Source organism: Rhabdochromatium marinum (genome assembly GCF_016583795.1).
Classification (GTDB): Bacteria; Pseudomonadota; Gammaproteobacteria; order Chromatiales; family Chromatiaceae; genus Rhabdochromatium; species Rhabdochromatium marinum.
In genome coordinates this window covers 1-16,684 of record NZ_NRRS01000019.1, presented here as the reverse complement: position 1 = coordinate 16,684, position 16,684 = coordinate 1, and the positions used below count along the sequence as shown (strand labels likewise).

The 16,684-nt window shown below is 59.2% G+C and carries 11 protein-coding genes; 4 read left to right on the top strand and 7 right to left on the bottom strand.

What is annotated here, in order from left to right:
- Nucleotides 1–34: 34 nt before the first annotated feature.
- From CKO36_RS07945 to CKO36_RS07915, 7 genes are all read right to left on the bottom strand, one after another.
- Nucleotides 35–1,483, bottom strand: coding sequence for an NAD(P)(+) transhydrogenase (Re/Si-specific) subunit beta (locus CKO36_RS07945; RefSeq protein WP_242469461.1), 1,449 nt, complete (start codon nucleotides 1,481–1,483; stop codon nucleotides 35–37).
- A 12-nt stretch (nucleotides 1,484–1,495) separates the two neighbouring features.
- Entirely contained in the window at nucleotides 1,496–1,780 is a 285-nt protein-coding gene (locus tag CKO36_RS07940; RefSeq protein WP_200283070.1) for a proton-translocating transhydrogenase family protein, read from the bottom strand.
- 22 nt (nucleotides 1,781–1,802) lie between these two features.
- Nucleotides 1,803–2,903 (bottom strand): Re/Si-specific NAD(P)(+) transhydrogenase subunit alpha, encoded by a 1,101-nt coding sequence (locus tag CKO36_RS07935; protein WP_200283067.1) that lies wholly within the window; start codon nucleotides 2,901–2,903, stop codon nucleotides 1,803–1,805.
- A 77-nt stretch (nucleotides 2,904–2,980) separates the two neighbouring features.
- Nucleotides 2,981–4,954, bottom strand: a complete 1,974-nt coding sequence (locus tag CKO36_RS07930; RefSeq protein ID WP_242469460.1) for a glycogen synthase — start codon at nucleotides 4,952–4,954, stop codon at nucleotides 2,981–2,983.
- Between the two features lie 46 nt (nucleotides 4,955–5,000).
- Nucleotides 5,001–7,283, bottom strand: a complete 2,283-nt coding sequence (gene glgB, locus CKO36_RS07925; protein WP_242469459.1) for a 1,4-alpha-glucan branching protein GlgB — start codon at nucleotides 7,281–7,283, stop codon at nucleotides 5,001–5,003.
- A 227-nt stretch (nucleotides 7,284–7,510) separates the two neighbouring features.
- Entirely contained in the window at nucleotides 7,511–8,593 is a 1,083-nt protein-coding gene (locus tag CKO36_RS07920) for a diguanylate cyclase (RefSeq protein ID WP_200283061.1), read from the bottom strand.
- 18 nt (nucleotides 8,594–8,611) lie between these two features.
- A complete protein-coding gene (locus CKO36_RS07915; RefSeq protein ID WP_200283058.1) occupies nucleotides 8,612–11,458 on the bottom strand; it encodes a valine--tRNA ligase in 2,847 nt (948 codons plus the stop codon).
- Nucleotides 11,459–11,714: 256 nt separating this feature from the next.
- On the opposite strand from CKO36_RS07915, the gene sat reads away from it, so the two are divergent.
- From sat to aprA, 4 genes are all read left to right on the top strand, one after another.
- A complete protein-coding gene (gene sat, locus CKO36_RS07910; protein WP_200283041.1) occupies nucleotides 11,715–12,902 on the top strand; it encodes a sulfate adenylyltransferase in 1,188 nt (395 codons plus the stop codon).
- Between the two features lie 132 nt (nucleotides 12,903–13,034).
- On the top strand, nucleotides 13,035–13,877 hold the full coding sequence (locus CKO36_RS07905; RefSeq protein WP_200283037.1) for an adenylyl-sulfate reductase: 843 nt from the start codon (nucleotides 13,035–13,037) through the stop codon (nucleotides 13,875–13,877).
- 10 nt (nucleotides 13,878–13,887) lie between these two features.
- Nucleotides 13,888–14,370: an adenylyl-sulfate reductase subunit beta gene (aprB, locus tag CKO36_RS07900; RefSeq protein WP_200283034.1), complete on the top strand. Its 483-nt coding sequence runs from the start codon at nucleotides 13,888–13,890 to the stop codon at nucleotides 14,368–14,370.
- Nucleotides 14,370–16,232, top strand: coding sequence for an adenylyl-sulfate reductase subunit alpha (gene aprA / locus CKO36_RS07895; protein ID WP_200283031.1), 1,863 nt, complete (start codon nucleotides 14,370–14,372; stop codon nucleotides 16,230–16,232). Before aprB ends, aprA begins: the two co-directional genes overlap by 1 nt.
- Nucleotides 16,233–16,684 lie beyond the last annotated feature (452 nt).

Here is a 16,684-nt window from a genome sequence, read left to right as displayed (position 1 = left end):
TATATGAGGTGGCATCGGATCGACCAGCATCCGATTAATGCCCGCCTCCTTTGAGCGCGCCGACGATACCTTCGATGGTGTCCTTGGCGTCGCCGAAGATCAGTGAGGTGTTGTCTTGGTAGAACAGCAGGTTATCCACGCCGGAATAGCCGGGGCGCATGGAGCGCTTGAGGAAGTAGACTTGGCGCGCTTTGCCGGCCTCCAAAATGGGCATGCCGTAGATGGGGCTGGAGCTATCTTCCTTGGCCGCTGGGTTGACCACGTCATTGGCACCGACTACCAGGGCGACGTCGGCGCTCTGGAATTCGGGATTGATCTCGTCCATTTCTAGGACTTGGTCATAGGGAATGTCGGCTTCGGCCAACAGCACGTTCATGTGCCCCGGCATGCGCCCGGCGACCGGATGGATGGCGAATTTCACCTCCACGCCGCGCGCTTGCAGCAGCTCCATCATGTCCTTAAGCGCATGCTGAGCCTGCGCCACCGCCATGCCATAACCTGGCACGATGATGACCTTACCGGCATCCTCCATCCAATACACCGCATCATCGACCGAGGCAGATTTGACGCCCTTTTGCGCCGCCACCGCACCGGCGCTGTCACCGCCACTGTCATCAGAGCCAAAGCCGCCAAATACCACATTGATGATGCTGCGGTTCATCGCCCGGCACATGATGAACGACAGGATGGCACCGGAGAAGCCCACCAGCGCTCCGACGATGATCAGCAGATTGTTGTGCAGGGTGAAACCGGTCGCCGCTGCCGCCCAGCCCGAGTAGCTGTTGAGCATGGAGATGATGACCGGCATATCGGCGCCGCCGATAGGGATGATCAGCGTGCCGCCCAGAGCAAAGGCCAGCAGGGTCATCAGGATCAGCGCCCAGATGGCGCCGGTGCTGGCGAATTGCACCGCCAGCGCGATGGTGGCGATGGCGATCAGCGCATTGAGCAGATGCTGGCCGAAGAACTTGACCGGTTTGCCGCTGATCAGCCCCTGCAACTTGCCGAAGGCGATTACCGAGCCAGTAAAGGTAATGGCGCCGATGACGATGCCGGCGGACAGCTCGCCCATCAGCAGCGTATTGAGGTCACCGCTGGCGCGTTTGTTCAAAAAGGTGCCGATGGCCACCAGCACTGCCGCCAGACCGACGAAGCTGTGCAAGGCTGCGACCAGCTGCGGCATGGCGGTCATCTGGATGCGCAGCGCGATGACGATACCGATCACCGCCCCCAGGACCACCGCGATTGCGATCAGCCCGTAGGACATGACCTCGGCGCCCGCCAGGGTGGCGACAATGGCGATCAGCATGCCGAGCATGCCGTAGAGATTACCACGCCGGGCGGTGGCCGGATGCGTCAGCCCCTTGAGCGCAAAAATGAACAAAATTGCCGAGACCAGATAGGCCAGCGCCTGACCATCATGTGACAGTCCGGTCGTGAACAGGCCGGCGGTCAGCTGTTTGAGTTGCAGCAGGAAATCCATGGCGCGGCGTCCTTATTTCTTTTTCTTGAACATGGACAGCATCCGGTGGGTCACCAGAAAGCCGCCGAAGACATTGATGCTCACCAGCAGCACCGCCAGAAAGCCCACCGATTGGGCAAACCAGCCGGCGTTCTCTGCGCCGGTGACCAGCAGGGCGCCGACTAGCACAATGCCAGAAATGGCATTGGTCAGCGCCACCAGTGGGGTGTGTAACGATGGCGTGACGCCCCAGATGACGTAGTAGCCAATCACGCAGGCGAGCACAAAAACATAAAGGGCGAGGATGGATTCGGACATCCGGTTGGGCTCCGGTTGAGGTTTAAGCGTTTTCCAGGGTGACTCGCATCGCCTGAGTAATCTCGTCCGACTCAAAGTCCTTGAGCTTCGGACCAGCGTCGCCAGGCTCCACCATGATCTCCAGTAGATTAAGCAGGTTGCGCGCATAGAAGGCGCTGGCGTCAGCGGCGACCATGGATGGGTAGTTGGTGTGGCCGATCAGGCGCACTTCGTGATGCTCGACAATTTGGTCCGGCTGGGTCAGCTTGCAATTGCCGCCGTTGGCGGCGGCCAAGTCGACGATGACCGAACCCGGGCGCATGCGCTCGACCACCTCGGCAGTGATCAATTCAGGCGCTGGGCGGCAGGGAATCAGCGCTGTGGTGATGATGACCTGTGCCTTGGCCAGTTCATCGGCCAGCGCCTGCTGCTGGCGGGCTTTCGCGGCGTCGGACAGTTCTTTGGCATAGCCGCCCTCGCCGGAGCCTTCCTCGCCGATGTCGAGCTCAATCGGCTTGGCGCCCAGGGACTGGATCTGTTCCTTGGTTTCAGGGCGCACATCATAGGCATGCACATCCGCCCCCAGACGCCGGGCGGTGGCGATGGCCTGCAAGCCCGCCACACCAGCTCCCAGCACTACCAGCCGGGCCGGCTTGGCCGAACCGGCGGCGGTCATCATCGGCGGCAAAAAGCGCCCATAGTGCGCGGCCGCCTCAATCACCGCCCGATAGCCGGCGATATTGCTTTGCGAGGAGAGCGCGTCCATTGACTGTGCACGCGAGATACGCGGAATGCGCTCCATGGCCAGCAGATGCACGCCACGCGCAACTGTTGATTGCGTCAGCGCGTCCTCGCCACAGCTTTCGATCAGGCTGATCAGCGTGGTGCCGGGTTGCAGCCGCTCGGCTTCTTCCTGGCTCGGGCGGCGGACCTTCAGCACCAGCTCGGCAGCCAAGGCCTGCCCCGCGTCAACCAGCTCGGCCCCTGCGTCCTGATAGGCCTGATCCGGGTAGCTGGCAGCGCAACCGGCGCCGTGCTCGACCTGTACGGTCAAACCCTTGGCAACGAGCTTCTTGACCACCTCCGGCGTACTGGCGACCCGTCGCTCACCGGCGAGTGTCTCGGTTGGAATTCCGATATTCATAAACAAAATGCCTGCAAAAATTTCCCTATTATCCGTGCTGCCGGGGCTGATCTCAACCCGCCCCGAGGCGGCTGCACCTAGCGATTACGGATGAAATCGTAGATATTCAGGTAATCTTGGCCCGGGCGATTCCAGGAGTAGTCGCAGCGCATGGCGTTCTTGATCAGCTCGCGGAAGTGCTCCGGATAGCCGTAGTAGCAGGCCAGCGCCCGACCGAGTGCGGACTCCAGCCCAGGGGCGTCGTAGTTATCGAAGCGGTAGCCGTTGCGCTCGTGCAGTGGCCGGTCAGAGTGATCTTTGTCAAATACGGTATCCGCCAGACCACCGATGGTGCGCACCACCGGAATGGTGCCATAGCGCAGGCTGATCAACTGCGTCAGCCCGCAGGGCTCGAACTGGCTTGGCACCAGCATCATGTCGGCACCGGCATAGATCAGATGCGCGAGATCCTCATCAAAGCCGATTTCGAGATGACAATCGGGGCTGTCGTTCAGCATGTGCTTCAGGCCCCAGAAATCGTTATTGATGCCATGATCCGGGCTGGACCCCAGCAGCACGAACTGAGCGCCGCGCTCCAGGGCATAGAAGATGGCATGACGCACCAGCTCCAGGCCCTTTTGTGGATCGAGTCGGCCGATAAAGGCGACAATGGGCTTGTCGTTGTCGGCCAACATCAGGCGATGGCGCAGTGCTCGCTTGTTGTCGTATTTGCCATCCAGGGTATCAAGACCGTAGCGCACCGGAATGTGGTGATCGATCTCCGGGTTCCACACATCATAATCAATGCCATTGACCACCCCGCCATACTTCATGTGGTGTTCATGCAAGGTTGGCTCCAGTCCGAAGCCTTGTCCCTGATCTTTGGTTTCAAAAGCGTAGCGCGGCGAGACGGTGGTGACGAAGTTGGAATAGACCACGCCACCTTTGAGCAAATTGAGCGCCTTGGGATAACGGGCATCGCCCAGGCGCAGGTGATCCAGAAAGCGTTCTGGCTGATGCAGCCCGGTCGCACGCAACAGCTCCGGGCCAGTTACGCCTTGATGCTTGAAGTTATGGATGGTCAGGCAGGCGCGCGGATGCGTCATGCCCATGGCCTGATAAAACTCGTACATGTACACCGGAACCAGCGCAGTTTGCCAGTCGTGGCAGTGAATGATGTCCGGATGCTTACCTGACTGCCATAGGAACTCAATGGCTGCACGCGAGAAGAAGGCATAGCGCAGAATGTCATCAGTGAAGCCGTAGATACTGCCGCGATTGAAAAAATTATCCTGCGAATGCGGCTCAATGAAAAAGCATTTGCGCGAATGCACGAAACCGAAATAGACCGTGCAGTGAACCGCCCCCTCGTACCAAGGCACCCAGAGATCATCAAACACCTGGTGCAGTTCGTAGATCTGATCGTAGCGCAGATTGTCGTATTTCGGCAGGATGATCTCGACATGATTGCCGCGAATCGCCAGTTCCCGGCTCAGCCCAAAGACCACGTCGGCCAGGCCGCCGACTTTGGCGACCGGCGCCATCTCGGGGGTGATGTGGACGATAAACAGGCTCGGTCGCGGTGGGATATGGGGCACCGGCGGTTCCGGTTCGGGCTCCGGTAGCGGTTCCGGTTCAGATGCTGAAGTCGGTTCTGGCTCTGCCGGCTCCGGCTCCGGCTCGGGCTTTGGCTCAGGTTTCGACTCCGGTGTTGGTGTCGGCTCCGGCTCGGATTTTGGCTTAGGCTCGGATTTTGACTCCGACTTCGGTTCTGGTTTCGGCTTCGGCTTGGGTTCTGGCTTTGACTCAGATTTCGCCCCCGCCCGCGCTGGTTTGCTTGCAGCGGCACTGGCACTGGCGGCACTTGCAGAATCGGCGGCACCAGCGGCGCCACTGGCCGCGCTGGCACGCGATCTGGTCTTCTTGTTCGCAGTCGCAGCCGGCGTTGAGGCCGCAGTCGCTGAGGCCGCCGGGGCCTTGGCCTCATCACCTGCCGGTGGTGGGGCAGCTTCATCCTTGCGTGCCGTGGTTGCACGGGTTGCTGGAGACTTGGGGCTCGCCTTCTTTGCCATGACTAATGTCCTGAAAACTCAACTATCGCTAAAAAACCCGTGCTGTTTAGGCGTCATCACCCGAGTCATCGCCGGGCGCATCGCCAGACTTATTCGCTGGCGCCCTGGCGTCAGCCTCAAGTATGGGCTCGGGTTTCAGAATCAGCCCCGCCAGCGGTGGTAATGAGACCACCAGGGAGGCCGGACGATTCATCCAGGGCATCGCCTCGGCCTGAATGGATGCGGGCGCCTCCCAATAATCCGAACCTCCGTACTCCGGTGCATCGGAGTTGAACAGCAGACGGTAACGCCCCAGCAGGGGCACGCCAATGCGATAGCCATCGCGCGGCACCGGCGTGAAATTAAGCGCCACAATCAAATGCTCCGCACCGGGGTCTTTGGGCTCGCCGCCGCTCTTGCGCTGGTAGATGAGCACCGAATTCTCGGCATCGTGGCAATCGACCCAGTCAAAGCCCTGCCAGTCGAAATCCTGTTGATGCAGCGGGGCGTGCTCCAGATAGAGGTGATTGAGCGCGCGCACCTGATCGCGAATCCCTTGATGGGGCGGATAGTCGAGTACATACCAGTCAAGAATCTTGGTGCAGTCCCATTCCTCACCCTGGCCGAACTCACAGCCCTGGAACAGCAGTTTCTTACCCGGATGAGTGTACATATAAGTATAGAGCAGGCGCAGATTGGCAAAACGCTGCCACTCATCCCCCGGCATGCGATACAGCAGCGAGCGCTTGCCGTGCGTGACCTCATCGTGCGAGAAGGGCAGCAGGAAGTTCTCGGTGAACGCATAGAGCATGCTGAAGGTCAGGCTGTCCTGATGATATTTCCGATGCACCGGATCCTCGCTAAAATAGCGTAAGGTGTCATTCATCCAGCCCATGTTCCACTTGAGATCAAAGCCCAGGCCGCCGAGATAGGTCGGGCGGGTCACCTGTGGCCAGGAGGTCGATTCCTCCGCCATCACCAAAGCGCCCGGCACCTGCGCATGGGTGACCTCATTGAGTTCACGCAAAAAATCAATGGCTTCGAGATTCTCTCGTCCGCCGTGACGGTTCGGCACCCAGTCGGTGCGCGAATAATCCAGATACAGCATGGAGGCGACCGCATCCACCCGCAGGCCGTCGATGTGATACTCCTCCAGCCAGAAGAGCGCGCTGGAGATGAGGAAGTTTTTCACCTCGTTGCGCCCGAAGTTGAAAATCAGCGTCGACCAGTCGAGGTGCTCACCCAGACGCGGGTCTTCATGCTCAAAGAGCGCAGTGCCGTCAAAGCGTGCCAGCGCATGGGCATCCTTGGGGAAATGTGCCGGCACCCAGTCGAGAATCACGCTGATGCCATTGGCGTGGCAGTGATCGACAAACCAGCGGAAATCGTCCGGGGTGCCGAAGCGGCTGGTCGGCGCGTAGTAGCCGGTGCATTGATAGCCCCAGGACAGATCGAAGGGATGCTCGGTGATCGGCAGCAGCTCAATGGTGTTAAAGCCCAGATCCTGGACGTGATCGACCAAGCGGCGCGCCAGCTCCCGGTAATTGAGCAATTCGCCGTCGCTGCCATGCTGCCAGGAGCCCAGGTGGACCTCATAGATGGCCATGGGCGCGTGCATCCAGTCATGTTCGGCACGTCGCTCGATCCAGTCCTGATCCTGCCAGCTGAAGGTGTCAGGCGCCGCGACAATGGACGCCGTTTGCGGGCGCAGTTCGAACTGACGCCCGTAAGGATCGGCCTTCAGGCCAATGGACCCATTGCGGGCGCGGATCTCGAACTTGTAAATCTCCCCGGCGGCCAGCCCGGGAATGAACAGCTCCCAAACGCCGTTGCCATGCACCCGCATCGGATAGCGGCGCCCATCCCAGCCGTTGAAGTTGCCCACCACGCTGACGCGCTCAGCATTGGGCGCCCAGACCGAAAACAGCACTCCGGTGATGTCATCGAGCTGATGCGTGCGCGCGCCCAGCAGCCGATAGGCATGCCAGTGCTTGCCCTCGCCAAACAGATGCAGATCAAAATCCGGCAACTGATACGGCAGGCAGTAAGGGTCGTACGCCTGCTGTTCGCCGGTGGGCGCCTGATCGCTTACCCCGTCCTGCAGAGTCCAGGCCAGTTGATAACGCTCGGGCACCAGGCTGGCCGGCCCGGACCAGACAAAGAGATCCGTGCCCTCAATACGCGTCATCGGCTGATTGGCCTCAACAATGCGCACGCTGTCAGCTCCGGGAAGAAATGCGCGTACCACCACACCATCGTCACAGGGATGGCGGCCCAGCACACTGAAGGGATCGGACTGGCGAGCATCGAGAAGAAGGCGAAGGGAATCAGTCAGTTCGAGGTTTTGCATCCTATAAATCCTGCCGCAAGGACGCTGCACTGAGAAGGCGTCGCCAAGGGAGCAATGCCGTGCATGCGCAAATGAATTTGGCCCATTATGCGCGATACCGGCCCCAAAGCGGAAAGCCAATCGCATCGGGTGGTGGTTTCAGCGACCCTCGGGCAGGGACACCAACGCCTTGGCAAGCGCCCAATGAGCGCGGGGAAACCTGTTCCGGAGATGTGCAGCTAGAGCAGCTAGAAAAAATCCACGCCGCCGCTGCTGAATGCTTCTTTGGCGGCAATCAGCCCTTGCTCAACCAGATCAGTGAAAAAACAAACCCGGTTGCGGCCATGTTCCTTGGCGTAGTAGAGCGCTTTGTCGGCTTCGTCAATGACCATGGAAACCCCTTCCTGGGTGCCAATTGCGGTGGTGCCGATGCTGACGGTGACTGAGCCAACCGCAGGGAATGCGTGCTGCTCGATGGTCTGCCGCGCACGCTCGCAGACATTAAACGCCGTCTCTCGATCAGGAGCCTGAAAGAGCACTACAAATTCCTCACCACCGTAGCGGAAGATCATATCTTCCTGACGAAAAATCTTTTCGAGCAGACGTGCAAGCAGGATCAGCACCTCATCGCCATAGAGATGTCCCCAGTTGTCGTTGATGTGCTTGAAATGGTCGGCGTCCACAATCGCTAGCCAGGCGCATACCTTGTCAGCGTTGCGGCGCTTGGCCTGCGCTGTCTCATCGAGTTGGGTATAGGCGATGATCCGCTTGGTGATTTCGGTGTCGAGTGTTTGGCGATTGAGCAGGTTAGTCAGGCGGTCCCTGCGGCTATCTTCAAGCAGCGCGAGATAGTTGGAGTAGATGCGCAACAGGCCATAGGTCAGGCGCTGACTGTTGAAGTTCGGTTCTTGGGTCAGTTGCAGCAGCACGCCATAGACATCCTCGTGCTTATCATACAGCGGGTATATAATGTGTATGACTCCGTTGCGTTGCTCAGGTTGTTCAATCACCGAGCGGCTTTCAATGGCTTTGGCGACCGCGCTGAGCAGCGACTCGGAGAGCTGGTACTGTTTCTGATTCAGTTCCGAGACGATGACGCCATCATGAGCATAGGCGGCCAGCGCCGCCCGGATGCGATGCTCGCTCATGGCGATGCGGAACAGCCGAAAGATCTCAGTCGGGAAGAGTTCCGACAGAGTAATGGCCAGACTGCGCTCGAGGAGTTCCCGATCCTGATAGCGGGTGATCTCGGCGAGCGAATCGACCACCGTGATGGTGGAAATGCATCGAGCGCCTTGCGTGCTAGATGAGGTGTTCTTGGACAGGTTCACAATGGCGTTTGGAGACGTCTACAACTGACCAATGCGCTCGCGCTGGGATTGCAGTTGCGCCAGCGCAGCCTGTTGCTCGCTCAGGCGTTGGCGTTCTTTCTCGACCACCGCCGCCGGCGCCTTGTCCCGGAAGTTGGGATTTTCGAGCTTGCCGCCGATGCGTTGTAAGTCGGCTGCGAGTTTGGCAATTTCCTTGTCCAGGCGCGCGAGCTCCGCGTCCTTGTCGATCAGTCCGGCCAGGGGGATCAGGAGTTTCATCTCACCAACCAGGGCGATGGCGGCCTCGGGTGCCTGGCTTTCATCCTCAAGCAGGGTAATGGATTCGGTGCGGGCGAGAAAATCCAGATAAGCGCGGGCGGAGCTTAAGCGCGCGCGATCCTTGGCGCTGGCGTTGGCAATCAGCACCGGCAGCGGCTTGCCCGGTGGGATGTTCATCTCGCCCTTGATGCGGCGCACCCCCAAAATAAAGGCCTGTACCCATTCGATCTCGGCGCTGGCCCCAGCATCAGTGTCGGATGCGGCTAGGCTGGCATCCGCGCTGGGGTAAGGTGCCAGCATGATGGTTTCGCCCGGCTGGCCGGCCAGGGTATGCACTTTCTGCCAGATCTCCTCGGTGATAAAGGGCATGATGGGGTGCAGCAGCCGCAGCAGTGCCTCCAGGGTGCGCACCAGGGTCTGGCGGGTGCCGCGTTTGGTCGCCGCGCTGGCTTCCGGGTTGTTCAACACCGGTTTGCACAGCTCCAGATACCAGTCGCAGAACTGGTTCCAGGTAAACTCATAGAGTGCCTGGGCGGCCAGATCCAGGCGATAGCCCTCCAGCGCCTCACGTACTTGCGCGGTGGTGGTGTTCAGCCGTGCGCGAATCCAGCGGTCGGCGCTGGTCAGCTCGATGGGTTCGTTGGCGCGGCCACAGTCGTGGCTCTCGGTGTTCATCAGAATGAAGCGAGCCGCATTCCATAGCTTGTTGCAAAAATTGCGATAACCCTCAATGCGTCCGAGGTCGAACTTGATGTCGCGCCCGGTCGAGGCGAGTGCGGCAAAGGTAAAGCGCAGTGCATCGGTGCCGAAGCTGGGGATGCCCTCCGGGTAGTCCTTGCGGGTCTGCTGGGCGATTTTCTCGGCGATATGGGTCTGCATCAGCCCGCCGGTGCGTTTTTCCACCAGGGGCTCGAGCTCAATGCCGTCGATCAAATCAATCGGATCCAGTACATTGCCCTTGGATTTGGACATCTTATTGCCCTGGGCATCCCGCACCAGGCCATGAATGTAGACATCGCGGAAGGGCACAGCGTTCATGAACTTCATGCCCATCATAATCATCCGTGCTACCCAGAAGAAGATGATGTCGAAGCCGGTGATCAGCACCGCAGTGGGGTAGAAGGTCTGCAAGCGCTCGGTCTGCTCGGGCCAGCCGAGCGTGGAGAAGGGCCAGAGCGCGGAGCTGAACCAAGTGTCCAGCACGTCCGGATCCTGGGTCAGTTCCAGTGCAGCAGGCAGGTCATGGCGCGCGCGGACCTCAGCCTCGTTGCGACCGACGTAAATATTGCCCTCGGCGTCGTACCAGGCCGGAATGCGATGGCCCCACCAGATTTGGCGGCTGATGCACCAGTCCTGGATGTTGCGCATCCACTCGAAATAGGTGTTCTTCCAGTTGTCCGGGTAAAAGCGAATGTGCCCGTCCTCGACTGCGCGGATGGCCGGCTCCGCCAGTGGCCCGACACGCACATACCATTGGTCGGTCAGGAAAGGCTCGATCACCGCGCCGGAGCGATCGCCGCGCGGCACCATCAGCTTGTGATTATGAGTTGCAGCTAGCAATCCGGCGGTTTCCAGGTCAGTGAGCATTTGCTTGCGCGCTTCGTAGCGGTCGAGGCCGACATAGGTCGGTGGAATCAGCGCGCCTTCCTCGGGTGTGTTGTCGCGGATCGCGGCGCTCGCGGTCAGCACATTGATCAGGCCGCCATGGGGCTGATCGGCAATGGCACTCTCGTCGCGATGGCGCAGCCAGACCTGATGGTCGTTGAAGTCATGCGCCGGGGTAATTTTCACGCAGCCGGTCCCAAGCTCCGGGTCGGCATGTACATCGGCAATCACCGGAATATGTCGCCCGGTCAGTGGCAGCTCGACGAACTCGCCAATTAGGTGCTTGTAGCGCTCGTCCTCCGGATTAACTGCCACGGCGCAGTCGCCGAGCAGGGTCTCGGGGCGGGTGGTGGACACCGTCAGGCTGCCGGTACCATTGGTCAGCGGGTAGCGGATGTCCCACATATGGCCGGATTCTTCCTCCGACAGCACCTCCAGATCGGATACCGCCGTGTGCAGCACCGGGTCCCAGTTCACCAGCCGCTTGCCGCGATAAATCAGCCCTTCCTCGAACAGCCGCACGAAGACTTCACGCACGGCGGTGGACAGGCCCTCGTCCATGGTAAAACGCTCGTGTTCCCAGTCGAGCGAGGAGCCGAGCCGGCGCAGCTGCCGGGTAATGGTCCCGCCGGATTCGCCCTTCCAATCCCACACCCGTTCAATAAAGGTGTCGCGCCCCAGGTCATGGCGCGTCTTGCCTTCAGCTTCAAGCTGGCGCTCCACCACCATCTGGGTGGCGATGCCGGCGTGATCCGTGCCAGGTTGCCACAGTGTTTGCTCACCGGTCATGCGCCGATAGCGGATCAGGGTGTCCATGACGGTGTTGTTAAACCCATGCCCCATGTGCAAGCTGCCGGTCACATTGGGTGGTGGGATCATAATGCAGTAAGGCTGGCCGGTGGCGTCGTCGTTTGCAGGACGGGGGGCAAAATAACCGGCGGATTCCCAGCGTTTGTACCAGGAGCCTTCGATGTGCTGGGGGTCGTAGTTTTTTTCGAGCATGTTAAATGGAAAACCGGCGGATGGACTGAGCGATTGAGGTCAGGAAAGCTAAAGTATAACCGACCGACGCGCCAGCCCGAACCTATGGCTGGACTGAGTGATGCAACGAAACGGCTAGGCTGTACGCCGCCAAGGGCAAATTCCCACCCAAATCATCCGGATTTTTGCTATGTTGCCTGGTTGTCAGAGTCTGGCATCGGGAACCAGGTTCCGAGCATCCTTAAATAAGATTCTTTCCATTCCCGGGAGGCTACGCATGATCAAACCCATCGGCTCCGATGAGCTTCAGCCGCGTTTTGTCTATGACCCTGAGCAGCACCACCGCCTCCTGCAGGAGGCCGAGTCGCTGCCCTCGGTGGTCGTCAGTTCCCAGACCGCCGGCAATGCGGTCATGCTGGGGGCTGGGTATTTCAGTCCGCTCGAGGGTTTCATGAATCTGGCCGATGCGCTCAGCGTCGCCGAGTCCATGACCATGACCGATGGGCGTTTCTTCCCGGTGCCGATTCTCTGTCTGTTGGAATCCACCGATGCTATTGCCGGAGCCGAGCGCATCGCCTTGCGCGATCCCAATGTCGAAGGGCATCCGGTGCTGGCGGTGATGGAGGTTGCCGCTATCGAGAAGGTCTCGGATGAGCAGATGGCGCTGATGACCGACAAGGTCTATCGCACTGCCGATCCAGAGCATCCGGGGGTGAAGACCTTTAACAGCCAGGGGCGGCTGGCGGTCTCCGGAGCGATTCAGGTGTTGAATTTCTCCTACTTCCAGGCTGATTTCCCGGATACCTTCCGCACTGCGGTGGAGATTCGCAACGAGATCCATGAGCATGGCTGGAACAAGGTCGTTGCCTTCCAGACCCGCAATCCCATGCACCGGGCCCACGAAGAGCTGTGCAAAATGGCCATGGAAGCCGTGCAGGCCGATGGTGTGGTCATTCACATGCTGCTGGGCAAGCTCAAACCGGGTGATATTCCGGCACCGGTGCGCGATGCGTCCATTCGTAAGATGGCCGAGCTGTATTTCCCGCCCAACAGCGTGATGATCACCGGCTATGGTTTCGACATGCTCTATGCCGGCCCGCGCGAGGCGGTGTTGCATGCTTATTTCCGCCAGAACATGGGCGCAACCCATTTCATTATTGGGCGGGATCATGCCGGGGTGGGTGACTACTATGGTCCCTTCGATGCACAGAGCATTTTCGATGAGGAAGTTCCGGCCGATGCGCTGGCGATTGAGATCTTCCGCGCCGATCACACTGCCTATTCCAAGAAGCTCGATCGGGTGGTGATGATGCGCGACGCGCCGGATCACGCCAAGGAGGACTTTGTTCTGCTGTCCGGCACCCGGGTGCGTGAGATGCTTGGCCAGGGTGAGGCCCCGCCGTCGGAGTTCTCCCGACCTGAGGTGGCGCAGATTCTCATGGACTACTATCAGTCGCTGGGCTGATGTCCCAGTCGCGGTTGGCCGATGTCAACGCTTGCAGGGCATTTAGTTGATCTCGGTCGATAGGCATTTCGTTAATTTGTAATAGAATAATGCGGCGGCAACCGCATGCAGCTAACGGAGACCCACAAAGCAATGATTACTAGCAATCCTTTCGTCGAACTTGCGACGATCATTCCGCCTGGCGTGATGCAGGCCTATGTCGTTCTTATGGTCCTTCTGGTCATCGGCGGCACCTTGCTCGATGTTAAACATAAAAAAAGCGCACAGTATTTTTTTGAGAAAGGCCAGTCGCTTAAAAAGCTGGCCAAGCGTGAGGTCAGCAGCGCCGAGAAGCTGAGCATCGCTATCGGCACCATTAAGCACGAGGTCTTGTCCTCAGGCGAATTCGAAAATCCGGATCGGCGCAAATCGCATCTGATGATGATGTATGGCTTTATCGTCTTTGTGCTGACGACCGCTTCAATGATTTTTGGCCTGCCAGCCGCCGAGGGGCAATCCTGGGCGCTCACCTCACTGCTGTGGCATGCAGGTGCAGTGTCCATCTGCGTGGGTGGCTACTGGTTCTGGTTCAAGATTCGCGCCGATGTACGCTCCGAGGGCCACCAGTGGTACGAAGTGCATCAGTCTGACATCTTCATCGTCTCGCTGCTGCTGATGGCCGGCTTTGCCCTGATCTGGTCACTGTTCGGTCTGGGCGTCATCGGTGGCATCGCCTGCTTTTTCTTTATTGCAGCTTCGACAACCCTGTTTAGCACCGTGCTGTGGTCCAAGTTCGCGCATATGTTCTTCAAGCCCGCCGCCGCTTTCCAGAAAAAAGTGGCTAAGGCCGATGGCTCGCTCGACAAACTGCCTGAGCTACCTGAGCTGACCGATCCGGTCGTGAAAGAGCGCTATCCGGACATTCCTGAATACATGGGCGAGAAACCGCCTTACATGGGTCTGGGAATCAAGCGCGAAGCGCCGAACCACTACTGAGGACAAAAAGATGCCAACATTTGTTTATATGACTCGCTGCGACGGTTGTGGCCAGTGCGTCGATATTTGCCCCTCGGACATCATGCACATTGACGATGTTGTCCGCCGTGCCTACAACATTGAACCCAACATGTGCTGGGAGTGCTACTCCTGCGTCAAGGCCTGTCCGCACAACGCCATTGATGTGCGCGGCTATGCCGACTTTGCTCCACTGGGTCACTCGGTGCGGGTGCGCCGCGACGAGGAAAAGGGCGTCATTGCCTGGCGGATTATCTTCCGCAATGGCGAGAAGGACATGAACCTGCTCGCGCCCATCACCACCAAGCCTTGGGGGCAGGAGATTCCCCAGCTTGCGGATCAGTCCGAACCCAGCCAGGAGATGCGCGACAGCCAGCTGCTGTTCAACGAGCCCAAGTACATTCGTCTTGATGATGGCGATCTGCACACGCTCGAATCCAATGGCCTGAAGATGAAAGACGGGGTGTACTACTGATGGCTTATCAAACAATTATCGAAGACGGCATCGACATCCTGGTCGCTGGCGCCGGACTGGGCGGCACGGGCGCTGCGTTCGAGGCACGCTACTGGGGCAAGAACAAAAAGATTGTCATTGCCGAGAAGGCCAACATCGATCGCTCCGGTGCCGTGGCTCAGGGTCTGTACGCCATTAACTGTTACATGGGCACTCGTTTCGGCGAGAACAACCCGGAAGATCATGTGCGTTATGCGCGCATCGACCTGATGGGCATGGTACGTGAGGATCTGCTGTTTGACATGGCGCGCCACGTCGATTCCACCGTGCATCAGTTCGAGGAATGGGGCCTGCCGCTGATGCGCAATCCCAAGACCGGCGCTTATCAGCGCGAAGGTCGCTGGCAGATCATGATTCATGGTGAATCCTACAAGCCGATTGTCGCCGAAGCGGCCAAGAAGTCGGCTGACAAGGTATTCAACCGCATCTGCGTCACCCATCTGCTGATGGATGAAGGCAAGGCCAACCGCGTGGCGGGTGCTGTGGGCTTCAATGTCCGCACCGGCAACTATCACGTCTTCAAATCCAAGGCAGTGATTGTGGCTGCCGGCGGTGCCTCCAACATCTACAAGCCGCGTTCGGTCGGCGAAGGTGCCGGTCGCGTCTGGTACGCGCCTTGGTCCTCCGGCTCGGCTTATGGTCTGCTGATCGGTGCCGGTGCCAAGATGACCCAGATGGAAAACCGCATCGTGCTGGCGCGTTTCAAAGACGGCTATGGCCCGGTTGGTGCCTACTTCCTGCATCTGAAGACCTATACTCAGAACTGCAATGGCGAGGAGTATGAGTCCAACTGGTGGCCGCAATTGCAGGAAATGGTTGGCAAGGAGTATCTGGATCCAGAAGCCTCTCATCGCACCCATCGCCCCATCCCGACCTGTCTGCGCAACCATGCGCTGATCAACGAGGTCAATGCCGGTCGCGGCCCGATTCACATGGTCACCATGGAGGCCTTCCAGGATCCGCATCTGGAAGAAATTGGTTGGCACAACTTCCTCGGCATGACTGTCGGTCAGGCGGTGCTTTGGGCCGCTACCGATGTGGATCCGAAGAACGAGAATCCCGAGTTGACCACCTCCGAGCCTTACGTCATGGGCTCCCACGCCACCGGCTGTGGCGCTTGGTGCTCCGGCCCCGAGGATATTTCCCCACCCGAGTACTTCTGGGGCTACAACCGTATGACCACGGTCGAGGGGCTGTTTGGGGCCGGTGATGCCGCTGGCGGCACCCCGCACGCCTTCTCTTCCGGTTCCTTTACCGAGGGGCGTCTGGCGGCCAAGGCGGCGTGCAAGTACATCGACGATGGCAAGGCTGAGGGCATTCGCGTGTCCGACGAGCAGATTAATCGCCGTCGCGAAGAGATCTACAAGCCGATGGAACACTACCGGGTCTATCGCAATGAGATCACCGCCGGCTCGGTCAATCCGAACTACATCAATCCACGTCAGGGCCTCGATCGTCTGCAGAAGCTGATGGACGAGTACTGCGGTGGTGTGACTGTCAGCTACATGACCAACGAGAAGCTGCTCAACATTGGTCTGAAGAAAATGAAAATCCTCGAAGAGGATTTGGAAAAAATCGCGGCGGAGAACATCCACGAGCTGCTGCGGGCCTGGGAACTCAAGCACCGCCATCTCACCTCCGAGGCGGTGATGCAGCACACCCTGTTCCGTAAGGAAACCCGCTGGCCGGGCTACTACTATCGCGGTGATGCGATGAAGGTGGACGACGAGAACTGGCATGTACTGACCGTTTCGCGTCGCGATCCCGAGACCGGTGAATACACCATGGAAAAGGCGCCCTGTTACCACTTGGTCGAGGCCTAGAGGATTCAGCGCGTTCTTAACCTAAGGCCCGGAACCCCCTGATTGAGAGTGATCCTCGTGATTGATCTGCGTGATTGATCCGGGGGTTCCGGCCGGTGTCAGGTGCTTTATCCTTGGCGAAAGAGAGATCGACAACCCTTGTCGGTCTTTTTTTGTGCGTTTAAACCTTTGCTGTCAACTACCCCGCCTTGAAGGGCGGAGCTTGTGAAGACAAGCTGGGTTGACCAGGGAAAGCGGTGAAAACCCGCTGCGTTTGCAACAGGTCGCCAAGACCCACTCCGGAATGCTTCCTCAGTTCCGGACACTGGAAGATCAGGATCATGCGGGTGAAAGGCAAAGCGCCGAAGGTTCTGATCGCTGCCGTGAGGCGGGAGCCGGTTGCAGACCTTCCCGAGGGGAGCGAGCCGCAAGGCTCCGTCACTAGGCCCGTAAGGGCAGGAATTGAAATGGCT

Bases quoted from the DNA above. Each gene is read 5' to 3' on its own strand.
- CKO36_RS07945 (WP_242469461.1), bottom strand. From the start codon at position 1,483: ATGGATTTCCTGCTGCAACTCAAACAGCTGACCGCCGGCCTGTTCACG.
- CKO36_RS07940 (WP_200283070.1), bottom strand. From the start codon at position 1,780: ATGTCCGAATCCATCCTCGCCCTTTATGTTTTTGTGCTCGCCTGCGTG.
- CKO36_RS07935 (WP_200283067.1), bottom strand. From the start codon at position 2,903: ATGAATATCGGAATTCCAACCGAGACACTCGCCGGTGAGCGACGGGTC.
- CKO36_RS07930 (WP_242469460.1), bottom strand. From the start codon at position 4,954: ATGGCAAAGAAGGCGAGCCCCAAGTCTCCAGCAACCCGTGCAACCACG.
- glgB (WP_242469459.1), bottom strand. From the start codon at position 7,283: ATGCAAAACCTCGAACTGACTGATTCCCTTCGCCTTCTTCTCGATGCT.
- CKO36_RS07915 (WP_200283058.1), bottom strand. From the start codon at position 11,458: ATGCTCGAAAAAAACTACGACCCCCAGCACATCGAAGGCTCCTGGTAC.
- sat (WP_200283041.1), top strand. From the start codon at position 11,715: ATGATCAAACCCATCGGCTCCGATGAGCTTCAGCCGCGTTTTGTCTAT.
- CKO36_RS07905 (WP_200283037.1), top strand. From the start codon at position 13,035: ATGATTACTAGCAATCCTTTCGTCGAACTTGCGACGATCATTCCGCCT.
- aprB (WP_200283034.1), top strand. From the start codon at position 13,888: ATGCCAACATTTGTTTATATGACTCGCTGCGACGGTTGTGGCCAGTGC.
- aprA (WP_200283031.1), top strand. From the start codon at position 14,370: ATGGCTTATCAAACAATTATCGAAGACGGCATCGACATCCTGGTCGCT.